The following is a 14,813-nucleotide window of genomic DNA, read 5'->3' as shown; positions in this document are numbered from 1 at the left end:
ACGCGGCCCGCCTGCGTCGGCGCGGCCCCGGTGCGGAGGACGACCGTGCAGCGCGCGCCCTCGGCGCGGGTGGACGTCGGCGGGCACGGGGCCGGTGATCTTCCCGGCAACGGCCGGTGGTCGCCCCGGCAGCGGAGGAGGCGCCTCTCCGCGCAGGTGGGACAAGGGGTTCCACAGGCGGGAGACGGGGTTCCGCCGCCGGTCAGACGGCCGTGGTCGTCCCCGTGGAGGCTCCCGGCCGGAGGTGGTCGCGGATCACCCGGACCGCGGCCTCCGCGTCGTCCACGGTGACCGTGAAGGTGCGGCCGTCGCCGAGGGTGAGCACGATGCCCTCGCCCCGCCGGACGATGACGGCGGTGCCCTGCTCCGGACGCCAGCGGCAGCCCCAGCCGCCCCAGTGGCAGGGCGTGACCTTGGGGACGAACTCGGCGCCGACGACCTGTGCGAGCGGGATCCTGCGCCGAGGCACTCCCATGTGGCCGCAGCGCACCTCCATGGCGTCCTTGTCGACCTTCACCGCCACATGGACGAAGGCGAGGGTCCCGAAGAGCATCAGCAGCCCGGCGGCGACGCAGCCGATGACCGACATCAGCAGGGCGACGACACCCGACGTCCACGGCGCGTCGACGGCGAGTTCGATTCCCAGGGCCATACAGGCCGCTCCTGCGGCGGCCAGGACCCACTGGAGTCTGTTGGTCGCGCGACCGGTCCAGAGTGCGGGCGGCGGGTCTCCGGCCTGCCCCTTGTCACGGGGGTGGTCCGTCATGCCTCGCACAGTACTCACCTTCCGGTTCGGGAGCACTGCCTCGTGGGTAGGTCCTCGGAGCCGTGGGAACGGCTCCTCTGCCCCGCTTCTGCCCAGGTCGTCCCGGGCGAACCGGATTCCTCGGCGCGCCGCCGCTCAGTGTGCGGGCGTGACCGGTTTCACCGCGTCGAGCAGCCGGCCCTCGGCGTACGCCCGGGCTGCTCCGGGAAGCTCCGCCGCACGGCCGCTGAGCAGTACCGCCAGACCGCCGTCGGGCGCGGCCGCGGGCGCGGGACGTGCACCGACGCGCCGCAGCGCCTGGGCGGCGACGGCCCCCGCGGAGCCGTGCAGGACGACCGGCGGGAGCCCTTCCGGGCGGCCCTCCGCCACGGCGGCGCGGATCCGCTCGGCGACGAGTTCGTAGTGGGTGCAGCCGAGGACCACGGCGCGTACGTCCGAAGGGGTGAGCGCGGCCGCGGCGGCCACGGCGCGGGCCACGGCCGCCTGGTCCGCCCACTGGACGGCGTCGGCGAGACCGGGGCACGGCACTTCGGTGACCCGGGCTCCGTCGGCGAAGTCCGCGATGAGCCTGCGCTGGTAGGGACTGCCCGTGGTGGCCGGGGTGGCCCAGATGGCGACGTGGCCGGCGCCGGCGGCCGCGGGCTTGATCGCGGGTACGGTGCCGATGACCGGCAGGCCGGGCTCCAGCGCGGTGCGCAGCGCCGGAAGGGCGTGGACGGACGCGGTGTTGCAGGCGACGATCAGCGCGTCCGGGCGGTACGCGGCCGCCGCCCTGGCGACGGTGAGGGCGCGCTCGGTGACGTCCTCCGGGGTACGTGGACCCCACGGCATGCCGTCGGGGTCGGAAGAGAGGACGAGATCGGCGTCGGGCCGCAGCCGGCGCACCGCGGCGGCCGCCGCGAGGAGGCCGATTCCCGAGTCCATGAGCGCGATCTTCACCCGGTCACCCTAGCCGACGGGCCTTGCGGCCCCCGCGATGTGGTGCACACTGCGGCGAATGAGCCCCCTTGCGTGGATCGCCCTGACTTCCCTGGCCGCGTGGCTGTGGCTGCTGCTCGGGCAGGGCTTCTTCTGGCGTACGGACCAGCGGTTGCCGCGGCGGACGACGCCGGCCCGATGGCCCTCGGTGGTGATCGTCGTGCCGGCCAGGGACGAGGCCGCTGTGCTGCCGGAGAGCCTGCCGTCGCTGCTGCGGCAGACCTACCCGGGCAGGGCGGCGGTGGTGCTCGTCGACGACGGCAGTACGGACGGCACGGGCGAGCTGGCCCGCAAGCTGGGCGAGCAGTACGACGGGCTGCCGCTGACGGTGACCTCGCCGGGCGACCCGGAGCCGGGGTGGACGGGCAAGCTGTGGTCCCTGCGGCACGGCATCGCCCTGGCCCGCACCCTGCGGCCCGACTACCTGCTGCTCACCGACGCGGACATCGCGCACGAGCCGGACAGTCTGAGCGAACTGGTCGCGGCCGCGAACGCGAACGGCCTGGACATGGTGTCGCAGATGGCCCGCCTGCGGGTGGCGACCGGCTGGGAGCGCCTGGTCGTGCCGGCCTTCGTGTACTTCTTCGCCCAGCTCTACCCCTTCCGCTGGGTCAACCGTGAGCCCGCGCGTGCCACGGCCGCGGCGGGCGGGTGTGTGCTGCTGCGCACGGAGACGGCCGAGCGCGCCGGGATCCCGGAGTCGGTGCGGCAGGCGGTGATCGACGACGTCGCCGTGGCACGGGCGGTGCGCCGGGCCGGCGGACGGATCTGGCTGGGGCTCGCCGAGCGGGTGGACAGCGTCCGCCCCTATCCACGGCTCGCGGACCTGTGGCGGATGGTGTCCCGGAGCGCCTACGCCCAACTGCGCCACAGTCCGCTGCTGCTCGCGGGGACGGTCGCCGGACTCGCGGTCGTCTACCTGTCACCGCCCGTCGCGGTGTACGCCGTGGCGCTCCCCGGGGTACCGGGGTCCGCCGTGGCCGGCTGGGCGGGACTTCTGGCGTGGGCGGTGATGGCGGTGACGTACGTCCCGGTGCTCCGCTACTACCGGCAGACGCTGTGGCTCGCCCCGACGCTGCCGTTCACCGCTCTGCTCTATCTGCTGATGACGGTGGACTCGGCGGTGCAGCACTACCGGGGGCGGGGTGCGGCCTGGAAGGGGCGTACGTACTCCCGTCCCGAGGCCGCACCCGACCGTTGACGCCCGGCGTAGGTCACTTCCTGCCCGGCGTCCAGTTCATGCCCCAGCCGTAGGCGTAATCGATGGTGCGCTGGGGGCTCACTCCGCGTTCCGGCACCAGGTAGCGGGCCTCCCGCTGAACGACGAGGTCGCCGCCCTGGTTGGTGATCAGGGCGAGGGCGCAGACGGTGGACGGGACGGTGCACTCGTCGAGCGAGAAGTCGACGGGGGCGCCGTGCTGCGGCTGGAGGGTGACGGTGGCGTGCAGATCGGCGAAGCTGCGTGCACCCTCGTAGACGGTGACGAAGATGACCACGCGGCGGAGCTTGTCCCGGTGGTCGAGGTTGATGGTGAGGTTCTCGCCGGCGGCCACCGCGCCGGTGCGGTCGTCGCCGTCGAGGTGGATGTACGGGGGCTGGTGGAGGGCGCCGAACGCGTTGCCGAGGGCCTGGACCACTCCCTTGCGGCCGTCGGTGAGTTCGAAGAGCGCGCACAGGTCGAGGTCGAGATCGGCGTGCATGGCCACGGCCCGGCCGAGCTTGGCGCCCCAGCCCGTGAACTGCTTGCGCACCTCCCAGTTGAGGTTGACCCGCATGACGCCGGAGGTGCCGCCCTGCTTGCTGAGCGAGACGGTCGGCGACTCCTTGGTCAGTGTGACCTTGGTGAGGCGTACGGGCGCGGGCGGCGGCGCGGTGACGGGTGCCGGGGTGTGCGACGGTGCCACCGACGGGGGAGGCGTCACCGGGGTCGCCTGCGTCCGCGGCGCCACGGGCGGAGCCGGGGGCGCCGCCTGCCGGGGTTCGTCGACGGTGATGCCGAAGTCGGTCGCGAGGCCCTCCAGTCCGCTGTCGTACCCCTGCCCCACGGCCCGGAACTTCCAGGCGCCCTGGCGCCGGTAGAACTCGCCGAGGATGAAGGCCGTCTCGACCGTCGCGTCCTGGCTCTCGTAGCGCGCGATCTCGGTGCCCGCCGCGGCGTCCACGACCCGTACGTACAGTCCCGGCACCTGTCCGAAGCTGCCTCCGTCGGCGGAGGCGGCGAGCACGATCCGCTCGACGGCGGGCTCGACGCGCCCCAGGTCGACCGCGAGCCGGTCGGTCGTGGCACCGTCGGCGGCGTGCTTGCCCTCGTGGCGCACCGCGCCCGAGGCGTGGGCCGGCTGGTTGTAGAAGACGAAGTCCGCGTCGGAGCGGACCTTTCCCGATCCGGAGTCGAGCAGCAGCGCCGACGCGTCCACGTCCGGGACCCCCGTTCCCGAACTCCAGCCCAACTCGACCCGAACGTTCAGTGCGGGTACCGGAACATTGGCTCCTTTGAGCATGGACATCCTCGCCCCCATCGTGGTCCTCGTGCCCGGAGAAGTGTGTGCGGACAAGGTAGCCGCGGCGCCGCCCGCACAGCCCCCGCGACCCGTGGGTAACCCCGTCCCAGCTTGTCCTTTACACGATTTGGAGGCTTCAGAACGACCGTTTTTCCCAGATTCGCTCGGATTGAGGAATCCCAGTCACAAGTAACACGTCAAACAACCCTCTTATCGGGCTCCCCAACCAGCACATCGTGGGCTTAACTTATGTGCCATGACCTCCCCCCGCTCCACCTACGGTGGCGGTTACTACTCCGCGCCGTCGTTCCCCGACACCCCGATCTACGACTCCCTGGTCGCTGAGCGGGGCACGCCTCAGATCGCGCCGATCCGAGTGCCTTCCGCGTACGACACCGGCAACAGCTACCTGCCGGCGCTGCCCGCGGCCCTCCCCGCCCTTCCGGCGGCCCCCTCCCAGCCCGGTCCGGCCTACGGCTACCCCCAGCCCGTGCCACAGCCGGTCCCGCTGCAGCAGGCGGCGGCCCCGTACATCCCCCAGCAGCCCGCCGGCCCGCGCGGCTACCCGGGCGGCCAGCCGCAGCCGATGGCCCGCCCGATGGCGGGCGGCTACGAGGCGATGCGGCCGGCCGCGGCACCCCGGCCGATACCCGCGCCCGCACCGTACGACGATCCGTACAACCGGCCGTACCAGGGCGGCGGCTACTGACACCGGTCCGGCCGGCGCGACCGGCGGTAGGTGCGGAGCACCTGGCAGGATGGCCGTATGGCGCCCCCTGTACTCCGCTCCCTCCACGTCCATCCGGTCAAGTCCGTCGCCGGACACGCGCCGGCCGAGGCTGCCGTGGAGCCCTGGGGGCTCGCAGGCGACCGGCGGTGGATGCTCGTCGACGCGGCGGGCCGGGCGGTCACCCAACGCCAGCAGCCGCGCCTGGCGTTGGCCGCCGCCGCGCCCTTGCCGGACGGCGCCGTTCGGCTGACCGCACCGGGTGCCGCACCGCTGACCGTGACGGTGCCCGAGCCGTCCGACGCCGCCGTCGTGGAGCTGTTCGGGGAGAAGGTGGAGGCGGTGCCGGCGGGCGTCGCCTCCGACCGATGGTTCAGCTCGTACCTGGGCGCACCCGTCCGGCTGGTGCACCTCGACGACCCCGCGTACCGCCGCCCGATCGACCCGGACTACGCGCTGCCGGGCGAGACGGTGTCCTTCGCCGACGGCTTCCCGCTGCTCCTCGTCTCCGTCGCCTCGCTCGACGCGCTCAACTCGCTGATCGCCCAGGGCGACCACCCGGACGAGGGCCCGTTGCCCGTGAACCGCTTCCGTCCCAATCTCGTCGTGGACGGCACGGCCCCGTGGGCCGAGGACCACTGGCGGCGGATCGCGGTCGGCGAGGTGTCCTTCCGGGTGGCCAAGCCGTGCGGCCGCTGTGTCGTGACGACAACCGACCAGGCCACGGCCGAGCGCGGCAAGGAACCGCTGCGCACCCTCGCCCGGCACCGCCGCTTCGGGGACCGGCTGGTCTTCGGCCAGAACCTGGTGCCCGAGCACACCGGCACCGTCCACGTCGGCGACCCGGTGCGCGTCCTCGCCTGACCTGCCCGGCCCGAACCCGCGTCAATCGCCCATTCCGGCGGAACCCGCCGCGGAGACACGATCGTTGAGGGAACGGGGTGACGTGCGATTGCTCTCTTTTCGCCCAAGACGCGCACGAGCCGCGCCCCGGGCGGCTATGACTGACGCACGAGGGGGTGCGGAAGGAGGCGACGCGCGAGGGGGTGCGGAAGGGTGCGAGCGGTCTCGGGTCTCTGGCGCTGGCGGCACAATCCGCTGCGCCGCACGACCGATCTGGTCGAGGCGTGGGTGGCGTGCGCCGCCGCGCTGCTGCTCGTCCTCGCCGTGCCTGCCGCCGGGTGGGGTCTCGGCGGGCTCGCCGACGAGGCGATGCAGGAGTCGGTGCGGGCACAGTCCGCGGAGCGCCGTCCCGCGATCGCCCGGGTGCTGCACGCCCCGCCCTCGCCGGGCCGCACCGCAGCCGATCCGGACTCGGCGGTGGACCAACGGATACGCAGGCCTGTGGTCGCCGAGTGGACGGCGCCGGACGGCACCCGGCGCAGCGGCAGGGTGACCACCGCCGTCCCCACGGCCGGTCCCGGCGACACCTTCCCGATCTGGACGGACCGGCGGGGCGCCCCGGTGGCCCGCCCGATGGACCCGGACACCGCACGGGCCCACTCCGTGCTGGCGGGCACCGGTGCCGCCGCCGCGGCGGCGGGACTGGTGGAGGCCGTCCGGCGGCTGGTCGTACGGGGACTGGTGCAGCGGCGGTACGAGGCGCTCGACCGCGAGTGGGCGAAAGCCGGTCCCGACTGGGGCCGCACGGGCGCGGACAGCTGAGCGGTCAACCCCCGCTTCCCACGCACGCTACGGTGGTGCGACGCGCGGCACGGACGCGACCGACGCACGAGGTGGGGGCAGAGCAGCACCATGGCACAGGGCACGGTCCAGGTGACGCACACCGGCACATCGCGGTGGCGGCGCCGCACGGGTGAGTACGCCTCTCTCGCCGCGGCCCTGGAGGCGGCGGCCGACGGCGACATCCTCACCGTCTCTCCCGGTACGTACCGGGAGAACCTCGTACTCCGACGTGCCGTGACCCTGCGCGGGACGGACGGATCGGCGGGCTCGGTGCGCATCGCCCCCTCCGACGGGGTGCCGCTGACGGTGCGCGCCTCGGCGACCGTACAGGACCTGCACGTCGAGGGGCAGGACGCCACCGCGCCGGCGCTGCTCGTCGAGGACGGCACTCCCGAACTGACGGATCTGCGGATCGTGACGCGCTCGGCGGCGGGCATCGAGGTCCGCGGGACGGCCCGGCCGACGGTCCGGAGGTGCACGGTGGACAATCCGGCCGGCGTGGGGATCGGCGTACTGGACGGCGCGGGCGGGGTGTTCGAGGAGTGCGAGGTCGTCGCCGCCGGGCAGTCCGGGGTGTCGGTACGCGGCGGCGCGCACCCGCGGCTGGATCGCTGCCGGGTGCACCACGCCTCCGGCACCGGGCTGAGCGTGACCGGCGAGGGCAGCTCGCTGGAGGCGCTCGGCTGCGAGGTGTACGAGATCAAGGGCGCGGGCATGCAGGTCGCGTCGCGGGCGACGGCCCATCTGACGGACTCGCGGGTGCACCGCACCTCCTCCGACGGCATCACGCTCGACACCGACGCGGTGCTCACCCTCGCCGACTGCGACATCCACGACGTACCGGAGAACGCGGTGGACCTCCGGTCGCGTTCGGTGCTCACGCTCACCCGCTCGACGGTGCGACGGTTCGGCCGCAACGGCCTCTCGGTGTGGGACCCGGGGACCCGTGTCGACGCCAACCAGTGCGAGATCCACGACAGCACGGGCGACTACCCCGCGGTATGGGTCAGCGACGGCGCGACCGCGGTGCTCGAGTCCTGCCGTGTGCACGACGTTCCGGACGCCCTGTTCGTCCTGGATCGGGGCTCGCGTGCCGATGTGGTCGACAGCGATCTGACCCAGGTGCGGAACACGGCCGTGTCCGTCAGCGACGGTGCCACGGCCCAGCTCGACGACTGCCGTGTCCGGGAGGCCTCCACGGGCGCCTGGTTCCGGGACCACGGCAGCGGCGGCACACTCAGCAACTGCACCATCGACGGCGCCCAGACGGGTGTCATCGTCACCAAGGGCGCGGACCCGTCGATCGAGCGGTGCACGGTCACCTCGCCGGCCGAGGCCGGGTTCTACGTCTCCGCCGAGGGCCGCGGCACCTTCCTCGGGTGCCGGGTCTCGGGCAGCGGAGGCTACGGCTTCCATGTGATGGACGGCTGCCGTACGACCCTGACGCGCTGCCGCACGGAGCGGTGCGCACGCGGCGGTTACGAGTACCCCGAAAACGGGACGACCGTGGAGGACTGCACCAGCGACGAGAGCGGTGTGCGCTCGGCGCCGCCCGTGACGGCCCCGGCAGTGGCCACCGTCGCCCAGTCCCCCGGGCTGCTGCCCATGATCCCCGGCCAGCGGACCGCCGAACCCGAGCCCGCCGCCGCCCCGGCCCCCGCGCCCGCGACGGCGGCCAGGACGTCCGACGCCGTACTCGGTGAACTGGACGCCCTGATCGGCCTGGAGAGCGTCAAGCGCGAGGTACGGACGCTGACGAACATGATCGAGGTGGGCCGGCGCCGCCGGGAGGCGGGCCTCAAGGCCGCGTCGGTCCGCCGCCATCTGGTCTTCACCGGCTCCCCCGGCACCGGCAAGACGACCGTGGCGCGACTGTACGGCGAGATCCTGGCGTCCCTCGGGGTGCTGGAGCGCGGCCATCTCGTCGAGGTGTCCCGGGTCGACCTGGTGGGCGAGCACATCGGGTCCACCGCCATCCGCACCCAGGAGGCCTTCGAACGGGCCCGCGGCGGAGTGCTGTTCATCGACGAGGCGTACGCCCTCTCACCGGAGGACTCCGGCCGGGACTTCGGCCGGGAGGCCATCGACACGCTGGTGAAGCTGATGGAGGACCACCGGGACGCCGTGGTCGTGATCGTCGCCGGGTACACCGCCGAGATGGAGCGGTTCCTCTCGGTCAACCCCGGTGTGGCGTCCCGCTTCTCACGGACCATCACCTTCAGCGACTACGTCCCCGGCGAACTGCTGCGCATCGTGGAGCAGCAGGCCGAGGAGCACGAGTACCGGCTGGCCGAGGGCACGGCCGAGGCCCTGCAGAAGTACTTCACGGCACTGCCGAAGGGCCCGGCGTTCGGCAACGGACGGACCGCGCGCCAGACCTTCGAGTCGATGGTCGAACGGCACGCGGGCCGGGTCGCCGAGCTCACCGAGCCGAGCACGGACGACCTGTCGCTGCTCTACCCCGAGGACCTGCCCGAACTGCCCTGAGCCGGGGCGGTCTCGTCGCGTTGGCGGGGCAGCGCGGGTGGCAGCCGTTCCAGCAGTGCCCGGCGTTCCTCGGCGAACGCCGGGTCGGCCTGGTAGTCGGAGTGCCCGAGAACGGGCTCCGGCAGGGGGTGGGTGTCCGTGCGCCCGTACACCACGGGGTCCTTGAGTGCTTCCCGGTCGACCTCGGGCTTGCCGCCCTCGGCGGGGAGCCGGACCGGGCCGCCGATCGGGTCGGTGTGCCGCCACAGGTTCCGCCAGCAGTGCAGTTCCCGGTGCAGCCCGCGCAGTTGCACGGCACCGAAGTAGGCGGGGAACCAGCGGCCGTAGAGCCGCTCCAGGGGTGAGCCGTAGGTGAGCAGGGCGACGCGCCGGCGGGTGGCCGGGGTGAGCTGCCAGACCGCGGCGGCGGCCAGCACACTGCCCTGCGAATGGCCGGAGATCACGAGCCGTCCCCCGGTGGCCGACGTCCACGACGCCATGCGCCAGGTGAGGTCGGGAACGGCCCGCTCGGCGTAGCACGGCGGTGCGAAGGGGTGGGCGGCGCGCGGCCAGAACGTGCCGACGTCCCAGAGGATGCCGATGGTTCGGCGGGCGGAGGCGTCCCGGTAGGCACGCCGGCCCCAGGTGACGAAGAGGATGAAGCCCAGTCCGATCAGCCAGGAGCCGAGGGCCTGCGCGACGTCGGCCGCTGCCTCGACGACCGGGTGGGCCCGGTCGAAGGCTTCGCCCGGCACCTCCGCGCTGACCCACGCCCCGGCGACGGCGCCCGCGCCGAGCAGCAGCGTCGCGAAGCACACGATGCCGAGGAACGCGGGCGCGGCGTCGGTGAGACCCGCCCGTGCGCGGGTACCCGCGATCCGGCGGGTGCGCACATGGTCGGGCCGCTCGTCCGGATATTCCTGTTCGACGCTGTCCTCGAGGGCCCGCGCCGTCCGCCAGGTCCGTACGCCGAGAACGCAGAGCGGCACCAGCAGCAGGAGCAGCAGCACGGGAATGACGGACGCCTGCCAGCTCAGCAGCACCGGCGGCCCCGGGATCGCTCCCTCCCCCTCCCCGGGGGTGCCCGACCCGTCGAGCCAGTCGGCGACCCGCTGGGCGACGCCGCCGGTCATCACGCCGCCGAGCGCGCAGGCGAGCAGGGCGACCGCGGGTCCACCGAGACCCCGCAGGGCGGCGCGGCCCTGCCGGGCGCGGCGGTGCAGTAGGTGCGCGGCGACGGCGAGCGCGACGACGAGCGCCCCCTGGGCGAGGGCGATGACGCGGAAGGCGACCTCACCGGGGAGCGTTCCCTGGGACGCCCAGCCGGGGCGGGACCAGGATCCGTACACCATCGCGACGGCGAGCAGGACGAGGGAGAGACAGGGCAGCCAGCGGACGACGACGCGGTCGATCCGGTTGTCGACGACCTCCTCACTGCGTCCGCGGCGGACGACGACGGCGACCACGAAGACACCGGCGAGGACCAGTACCGCCTCGAGCACCGAGCCGGAGAGCTCCAGGGCGCGGACGCCCGCGCTCCTGTCGTGACGCGCGGCGGCGCCGGTCACGGCTGCCGCGATGACCAGGAACCCGGCGGCGGTGTGCGCCGCGCGCAGCCGGCCGACAAGCCGACGGCCGTACCAGAACCCCGGCCGGCCGAGGGCGGGCCGGACGGTCTGCGCGGTGAGGGTGGGGCTCGCGCTGTTCCCGGTCCCGAGGGAACCGTCTCCGGCGCCGGGGCTCGGACGGACCCGGCCGGACCCGGGGCCGGAGGCGTCGTGACCGCTCGCCGCTGCCTCGGAGCCCTCGCTCTGCGGGCGAGCGGGGGCAGCGGGGGGCGTGGTGGTGGCGTTCGGCGGACGCTGGGCCTCGTAGGCGCTCCAGGTGCGGTTGGACAGGTACCAGAGCAGGCCCACCAGGGCCGCCGGCAGCAGGGCGGCGAGGGAGAGCCGGCGGCCGGGCTGGGACCACCAGCCGTCGTGGGAGGCGGAGAGGAAGCCGATCCAGGAACCGTTCCGGGAGCAGCGGGCGGAGCCGGCGCACTGCCATGCCGTCAGGTCGAGGGCGACCTCGCAGGCCGCCGCGGTGAACAGCACCGTCAGACTGAGGGCGACGAGCCGGACGAGCATCCCGTACAGCCGTAAGGTCCGGGCTCTGCCCGTGGTGGCGGGCCGCATCCAGTGGGCCAGGTTGACGACCATGAACGGCAGGAGGAGCAGCCACAGGGCCCTGGCCCCGTTGCCGGAGGTGAGGTTGGACCAGCAGTACGCCTCCGGGATCGGCCCGTCGCGATCACGGTCGGGGCGGTGCTCGGCGTCGGAGTCGTCGGTGCGCCGGTACACGGCGGCCGTGGCGTCGCCGGTGACCCGGACCGTGCGGGGATCGCCGAGCATGTCCTGCGGGGTGGCTCCGCCGACGCCGTGGACCAGCAGTTCCAGTGCGGCTCCGCCGGCCTGCGGCGCGGGGTCCGGTGTGGCAGGGGACACTTCTGCGGCTCACTCTCTGCCGGCGGGGTCACGGCGGTGGGAGGGTCTGCGGCGCGACCAGAATCCCGGAACACGTGGCAGCGCCGCATGCCCTTCCACCGAATCTCCCCGCCGCCGGGGCGAAGCCACCGTGGGAGGATGGGGTTCCTCGGTGAACGCGGACGGATGGGCAGCGGGCCCGACCGCGAAACGGAAGGACCGGCCCCGGCGGTGAGCGACAATCAGAACCTCCTGGCGGAGCAGCGCCGTGTCACGGGAGGGGTACGCACTCCTTCGGACTCGCTGGTGGGTCCGGTCGCCGATCAGGCGATCCGCTCCCTCCACTTCGACGTCCTGTCCCTGGGGGTCCACGGGATCTCGGTGGAGGACGGGCCGTCGGCGCCCAGTCCGGCGGAGGCCGAGACCAACCGCCGGCTGGTCCGCTCGGCCTGCCGGGTGGTGGTCGTCGCGGACCACACCAAGTGGGGCACGGTCGGACTGAGTTCGTTCGCCCGGCTTGACGAGGTGGACACGTTGGTCATGGACTCGGGGCTGCCGGAGGGGGCACGCGAGGAGATCACCGGGCACCTGCCGAACCTGGTGGTCGCGGGTGGACCCGCCGAGCCGTCGGAGCAGCCGGAATGACCGTCTTCCGGGTGGTGCGGGCGACGCCGCTGCCGGCCGGGGAGGCATGGCGGCGGCTCACCGACTGGCCGGCACATGCCGCACAGGTGCCCCTGACCCGGATCTCCGTGGCGACGGAAGGCCCGAGCGGCGAGGGCACCCGGTTCGTGGCCCGTACGGGCGTGGGCCGGGCGCACTTCGACGATCCCATGGAGATCGTGCGCTGGGAGCCGCCGGCGGCCGGGCGGCCCGGGCACTGCCGACTGGAGAAGCACGGCCGGGTCGTGCTGGGCTGGGCGGAGATCGAGGTGCGGGAGTCCCCGGCCGGATCAGTGGTGACCTGGACGGAGGAGCTGCGGGTGCGGGGGCTGCCGGCCGCGGCGGGCCCGCTTCTGGCGCGGGCGGGGCGGCGGGTCTTCGGCCGCGCCGTGGACGGTCTGCTGGGCCGTGGTCCGCAACCGCGGGAGTGACCGTCCGACGGGACGTCGGCTATCGTGTGCGGGCCCCGCCCGCCCGGCGGCCCGCCCGGTTCCCCCTCCGCAGTCCACGGTCTCCCGTCCGTCGCTCGCCCGCTTCCGGCCCCGTGAGCACCCGGCCCCCTCGTCCTCGTCCCCTGCGACCACTCCTGCCCTGCACTCCCCGGAGGTACGGTTCATGGTTCACCGACTCAGGCCCGTGGAGCTGGACTTCGCCGAGTCCGCACCCGTCCGGCTGGTCTTCACGGAGGAGCTGCGGGCCGGCCCCCAGGACGTGTACCGCGCTCTCGCCGAGGACGTCGAGAACTGGCCCGGCTGGTTCACGGCCGTCACGTCCGCCCGGCCGACCCGGGACGGCCGGGGCCGGGAGGTGCGGCTGCGCGGCGGTACGCGCTTCCGGGAGACGATCATGAGCACGGAGCCCGGTGAGCGCTACGCGTACCGCATCGACGAGACCAACGCCCCGGGCATGCGGGCGATGCTCGAGGAGTGGCGGCTGGCTCCCGCGGGATCCGGAACCAGGGTGCGGTGGACGATGGCGGTCGACGGCGCCGCTCCGCTGCGCCTCCTGATGGGGCTCGCGAGGCCGGCGGTGGGCCGCGCCTTCCGTGATGCGGTACGCAACCTGGACCGGCGGCTCACCTCGCCCGCGGCGTAACCGGCTGACGCCGGGAGCCGCGCGGGAGACGGTGCGGCTGCGGGGGCGGTCCCGCCCGTACCGTCGGGCCCACGGAGCCGGCGTTCGCCGCGCCGCGCCGGTGCTCCGGCGTCTCCGCCGGAGACGCCGGACCGCGGTCCGGCGAACGCCCCCCGCCGTCCGAGCCGCGTCAGCCGGACCGGGGCCGGCCGTCTCCGGGGGGCAGCCGTCTCCGGGGGTCAGCCTGGCCAGACCCCTGTGTGCAGGAACTCCTCGATGGCGGCGGTGTAGGGGGCGATGTCGAGCCCCTGTCCGGCCAGCCAGTCGTCGGAGTAGTACTTGTCCAGGTAGCGGTCGCCAGGGTCGCAGATCAGGGTCACGACACTCCCCTGCTCGCCCGCCGCCACCATCTGCGCGACGATCTTCAGCGCGCTCCACAGTCCCGTGCCGGTGGAGCCGCCGGCCTTGCGGCCGATGACCTTCTCCAGAGCCCGCACGGCAGCGACGGTCGCCGCGTCGGGCACCTTCATCATCCGGTCGACGGCTCCGGGCACGAAGCTCGGCTCCATGCGGGGTCGCCCGATGCCCTCGATACGTGATCCGCAGTCGCTCGTGGCCAGCGCGTCGCCCCGGGTCCAGCCGTCGAAGAAGCAGGAGTTCTCCGGGTCGGGGACGCAGACCCTGGTGTCGTACTGCATGTAGTGGACGTAGCGGGCGATGGTCGCCGACGTACCGCCGGTACCTGCGGTGGCCACGATCCACGCGGGCTCCGGGTAGCGCTCCAACCTCAGTTGCTGGTAGATCGATTCGGCGATGTTGTTGTTGCCGCGCCAGTCGGTCGCCCGCTCGGCGTAGGTGAACTGGTCCATGTAGTGCCCGCCGGTCCGGGCGGCGAGCGTCGCGGACTCCTCGTACATCTTCCGCGAGTCGTCCACGAAGTGGCACCGGCCTCCGTGGAATTCGATGAGGCGGCACTTCTCCGCACTGGTGGTGCGCGGCATCACGGCGATGAAAGGCACGCCGATCAGTTTGGCGAAGTAGGCCTCGGAGACGGCGGTCGAGCCGCTCGACGCCTCGATGACGGGCTTGCCCGGCCGGATCCAGCCGTTGCACAGCCCGTACAGGAACAGCGAACGTGCCAACCGGTGCTTGAGACTCCCCGTCGGGTGGGTGGACTCGTCCTTGAGGTAGAGATCGATGCCCCACGACTCGGGCAGCGGGAAACGCAGCAGATGGGTGTCGGCCGAGCGGTTGGCATCGGCCTGCACTTTCCGTACCGCTTCTTTGAGCCAGGCCCGGTACTCGGGATCGCTGCGGTCCACATCGATGGTGGCCATCGCCTCGTAGGTGGTCATGCGCCCCGCTCCTCACTCTCAGGCCAACGCTTCCCACTGTCCACAATATGCCCCTCACCTGCACAAACGTCGACTTTGGGGTTCCATAGGGGTTGCTTGTGGAAGCGGCGGGGAAGCGCTCTGGTGCCCGTG

General features: G+C 73.4%; 12 protein-coding genes and 1 pseudogene. 8 read left to right on the top strand and 5 right to left on the bottom strand.

Features of this window, described 5'->3' with window-relative positions; all coding sequences use genetic code 11:
* Positions 1 to 202: 202 nt before the first annotated feature.
* Both FEF34_RS34305 and FEF34_RS34300 read right to left on the bottom strand, forming a co-directional pair.
* Entirely contained in the window at positions 203 to 766 is a 564-nt protein-coding gene (locus tag FEF34_RS34305) for a hypothetical protein (RefSeq protein WP_138056639.1), read from the bottom strand.
* 135 nt (positions 767 to 901) lie between these two features.
* The gene (locus FEF34_RS34300; RefSeq protein ID WP_138056638.1) at positions 902 to 1,705 is read right to left on the bottom strand and encodes a glutamate racemase; all 804 of its coding nucleotides are present in this window, start codon (positions 1,703 to 1,705) and stop codon (positions 902 to 904) included.
* Between the two features lie 58 nt (positions 1,706 to 1,763).
* Here FEF34_RS34300 and FEF34_RS34295 point away from each other — a divergent pair, with 58 nt between their 5' ends.
* On the top strand, positions 1,764 to 2,945 hold the full coding sequence (locus FEF34_RS34295) for a glycosyltransferase (protein WP_138056637.1): 1,182 nt from the start codon (positions 1,764 to 1,766) through the stop codon (positions 2,943 to 2,945).
* A 13-nt stretch (positions 2,946 to 2,958) separates the two neighbouring features.
* On the opposite strand, the gene FEF34_RS34290 is transcribed toward FEF34_RS34295, so the two are convergent.
* The gene (locus FEF34_RS34290; protein WP_138056636.1) at positions 2,959 to 4,251 is read right to left on the bottom strand and encodes a TerD family protein; all 1,293 of its coding nucleotides are present in this window, start codon (positions 4,249 to 4,251) and stop codon (positions 2,959 to 2,961) included.
* Between the two features lie 250 nt (positions 4,252 to 4,501).
* Between FEF34_RS34290 and FEF34_RS34285 the strand changes: the two genes are divergently transcribed.
* From FEF34_RS34285 to FEF34_RS34270, 4 genes are all read left to right on the top strand, one after another.
* A complete protein-coding gene (locus tag FEF34_RS34285; RefSeq protein ID WP_138056635.1) occupies positions 4,502 to 4,954 on the top strand; it encodes a DUF6643 family protein in 453 nt (150 codons plus the stop codon).
* A gap of 57 nt (positions 4,955 to 5,011) precedes the next feature.
* Positions 5,012 to 5,836, top strand: coding sequence for an MOSC domain-containing protein (locus tag FEF34_RS34280; protein WP_138056634.1), 825 nt, complete (start codon positions 5,012 to 5,014; stop codon positions 5,834 to 5,836).
* 192 nt (positions 5,837 to 6,028) lie between these two features.
* Complete coding sequence (locus FEF34_RS34275) at positions 6,029 to 6,637, top strand: Rv1733c family protein (RefSeq protein WP_138056633.1); 609 nt, start codon at positions 6,029 to 6,031, stop codon at positions 6,635 to 6,637.
* A 90-nt stretch (positions 6,638 to 6,727) separates the two neighbouring features.
* A complete protein-coding gene (locus FEF34_RS34270) occupies positions 6,728 to 9,145 on the top strand; it encodes a right-handed parallel beta-helix repeat-containing protein (RefSeq protein ID WP_138056632.1) in 2,418 nt (805 codons plus the stop codon).
* Here the strand turns inward: FEF34_RS34270 and FEF34_RS34265 are convergent.
* A complete protein-coding gene (locus FEF34_RS34265; RefSeq protein ID WP_138056631.1) occupies positions 9,115 to 11,610 on the bottom strand; it encodes a hypothetical protein in 2,496 nt (831 codons plus the stop codon). The two genes, FEF34_RS34270 and FEF34_RS34265, sit on opposite strands and share 31 nt — an antisense overlap.
* Positions 11,611 to 11,859: 249 nt before the next feature.
* On the opposite strand from FEF34_RS34265, the pseudogene FEF34_RS34260 reads away from it, so the two are divergent.
* The 3 genes and pseudogenes from FEF34_RS34260 to FEF34_RS34250 form a co-directional block, all read left to right on the top strand.
* Positions 11,860 to 12,234 (top strand): annotated as a pseudogene (locus tag FEF34_RS34260) (DeoR family transcriptional regulator); the annotation flags it as partial.
* Positions 12,231 to 12,683, top strand: a complete 453-nt coding sequence (locus FEF34_RS34255; RefSeq protein ID WP_138056630.1) for an SRPBCC family protein — start codon at positions 12,231 to 12,233, stop codon at positions 12,681 to 12,683. The pseudogene FEF34_RS34260 and the gene FEF34_RS34255, both read left to right, overlap by 4 nt.
* 184 nt (positions 12,684 to 12,867) lie before the next feature.
* On the top strand, positions 12,868 to 13,347 hold the full coding sequence (locus FEF34_RS34250) for an SRPBCC family protein (protein ID WP_171053201.1): 480 nt from the start codon (positions 12,868 to 12,870) through the stop codon (positions 13,345 to 13,347).
* A gap of 218 nt (positions 13,348 to 13,565) precedes the next feature.
* On the opposite strand, the gene cds1 is transcribed toward FEF34_RS34250, so the two are convergent.
* Positions 13,566 to 14,681, bottom strand: a complete 1,116-nt coding sequence (cds1, locus tag FEF34_RS34245; RefSeq protein ID WP_138056629.1) for an L-cysteine desulfhydrase Cds1 — start codon at positions 14,679 to 14,681, stop codon at positions 13,566 to 13,568.
* Between the last annotated feature and the right edge of the window lie 132 nt (positions 14,682 to 14,813).

The sequence above is a fragment of the Streptomyces marianii genome (assembly GCF_005795905.1).
Lineage (GTDB): Bacteria > Actinomycetota > Actinomycetes > Streptomycetales > Streptomycetaceae > Streptomyces > Streptomyces marianii.
The sequence above is the reverse complement of the archived record's forward strand: the minus strand, read 5'-3'. Positions and strand labels throughout refer to the sequence as shown.

What these genes read in the sequence shown, in the direction of transcription:
- FEF34_RS34290 (WP_138056636.1), bottom strand. Translation starts at nt 4,251, where the DNA reads ATGTCCATGCTCAAAGGAGCCAATGTTCCGGTACCCGCACTGAACGTT.
- FEF34_RS34250 (WP_171053201.1), top strand. Translation starts at nt 12,868, where the DNA reads ATGGTTCACCGACTCAGGCCCGTGGAGCTGGACTTCGCCGAGTCCGCA.
- FEF34_RS34285 (WP_138056635.1), top strand. Translation starts at nt 4,502, where the DNA reads ATGACCTCCCCCCGCTCCACCTACGGTGGCGGTTACTACTCCGCGCCG.
- FEF34_RS34305 (WP_138056639.1), bottom strand. Translation starts at nt 766, where the DNA reads ATGACGGACCACCCCCGTGACAAGGGGCAGGCCGGAGACCCGCCGCCC.
- FEF34_RS34270 (WP_138056632.1), top strand. Translation starts at nt 6,728, where the DNA reads ATGGCACAGGGCACGGTCCAGGTGACGCACACCGGCACATCGCGGTGG.
- FEF34_RS34255 (WP_138056630.1), top strand. Translation starts at nt 12,231, where the DNA reads ATGACCGTCTTCCGGGTGGTGCGGGCGACGCCGCTGCCGGCCGGGGAG.
- FEF34_RS34280 (WP_138056634.1), top strand. Translation starts at nt 5,012, where the DNA reads ATGGCGCCCCCTGTACTCCGCTCCCTCCACGTCCATCCGGTCAAGTCC.
- cds1 (WP_138056629.1), bottom strand. Translation starts at nt 14,681, where the DNA reads ATGACCACCTACGAGGCGATGGCCACCATCGATGTGGACCGCAGCGAT.
- FEF34_RS34295 (WP_138056637.1), top strand. Translation starts at nt 1,764, where the DNA reads ATGAGCCCCCTTGCGTGGATCGCCCTGACTTCCCTGGCCGCGTGGCTG.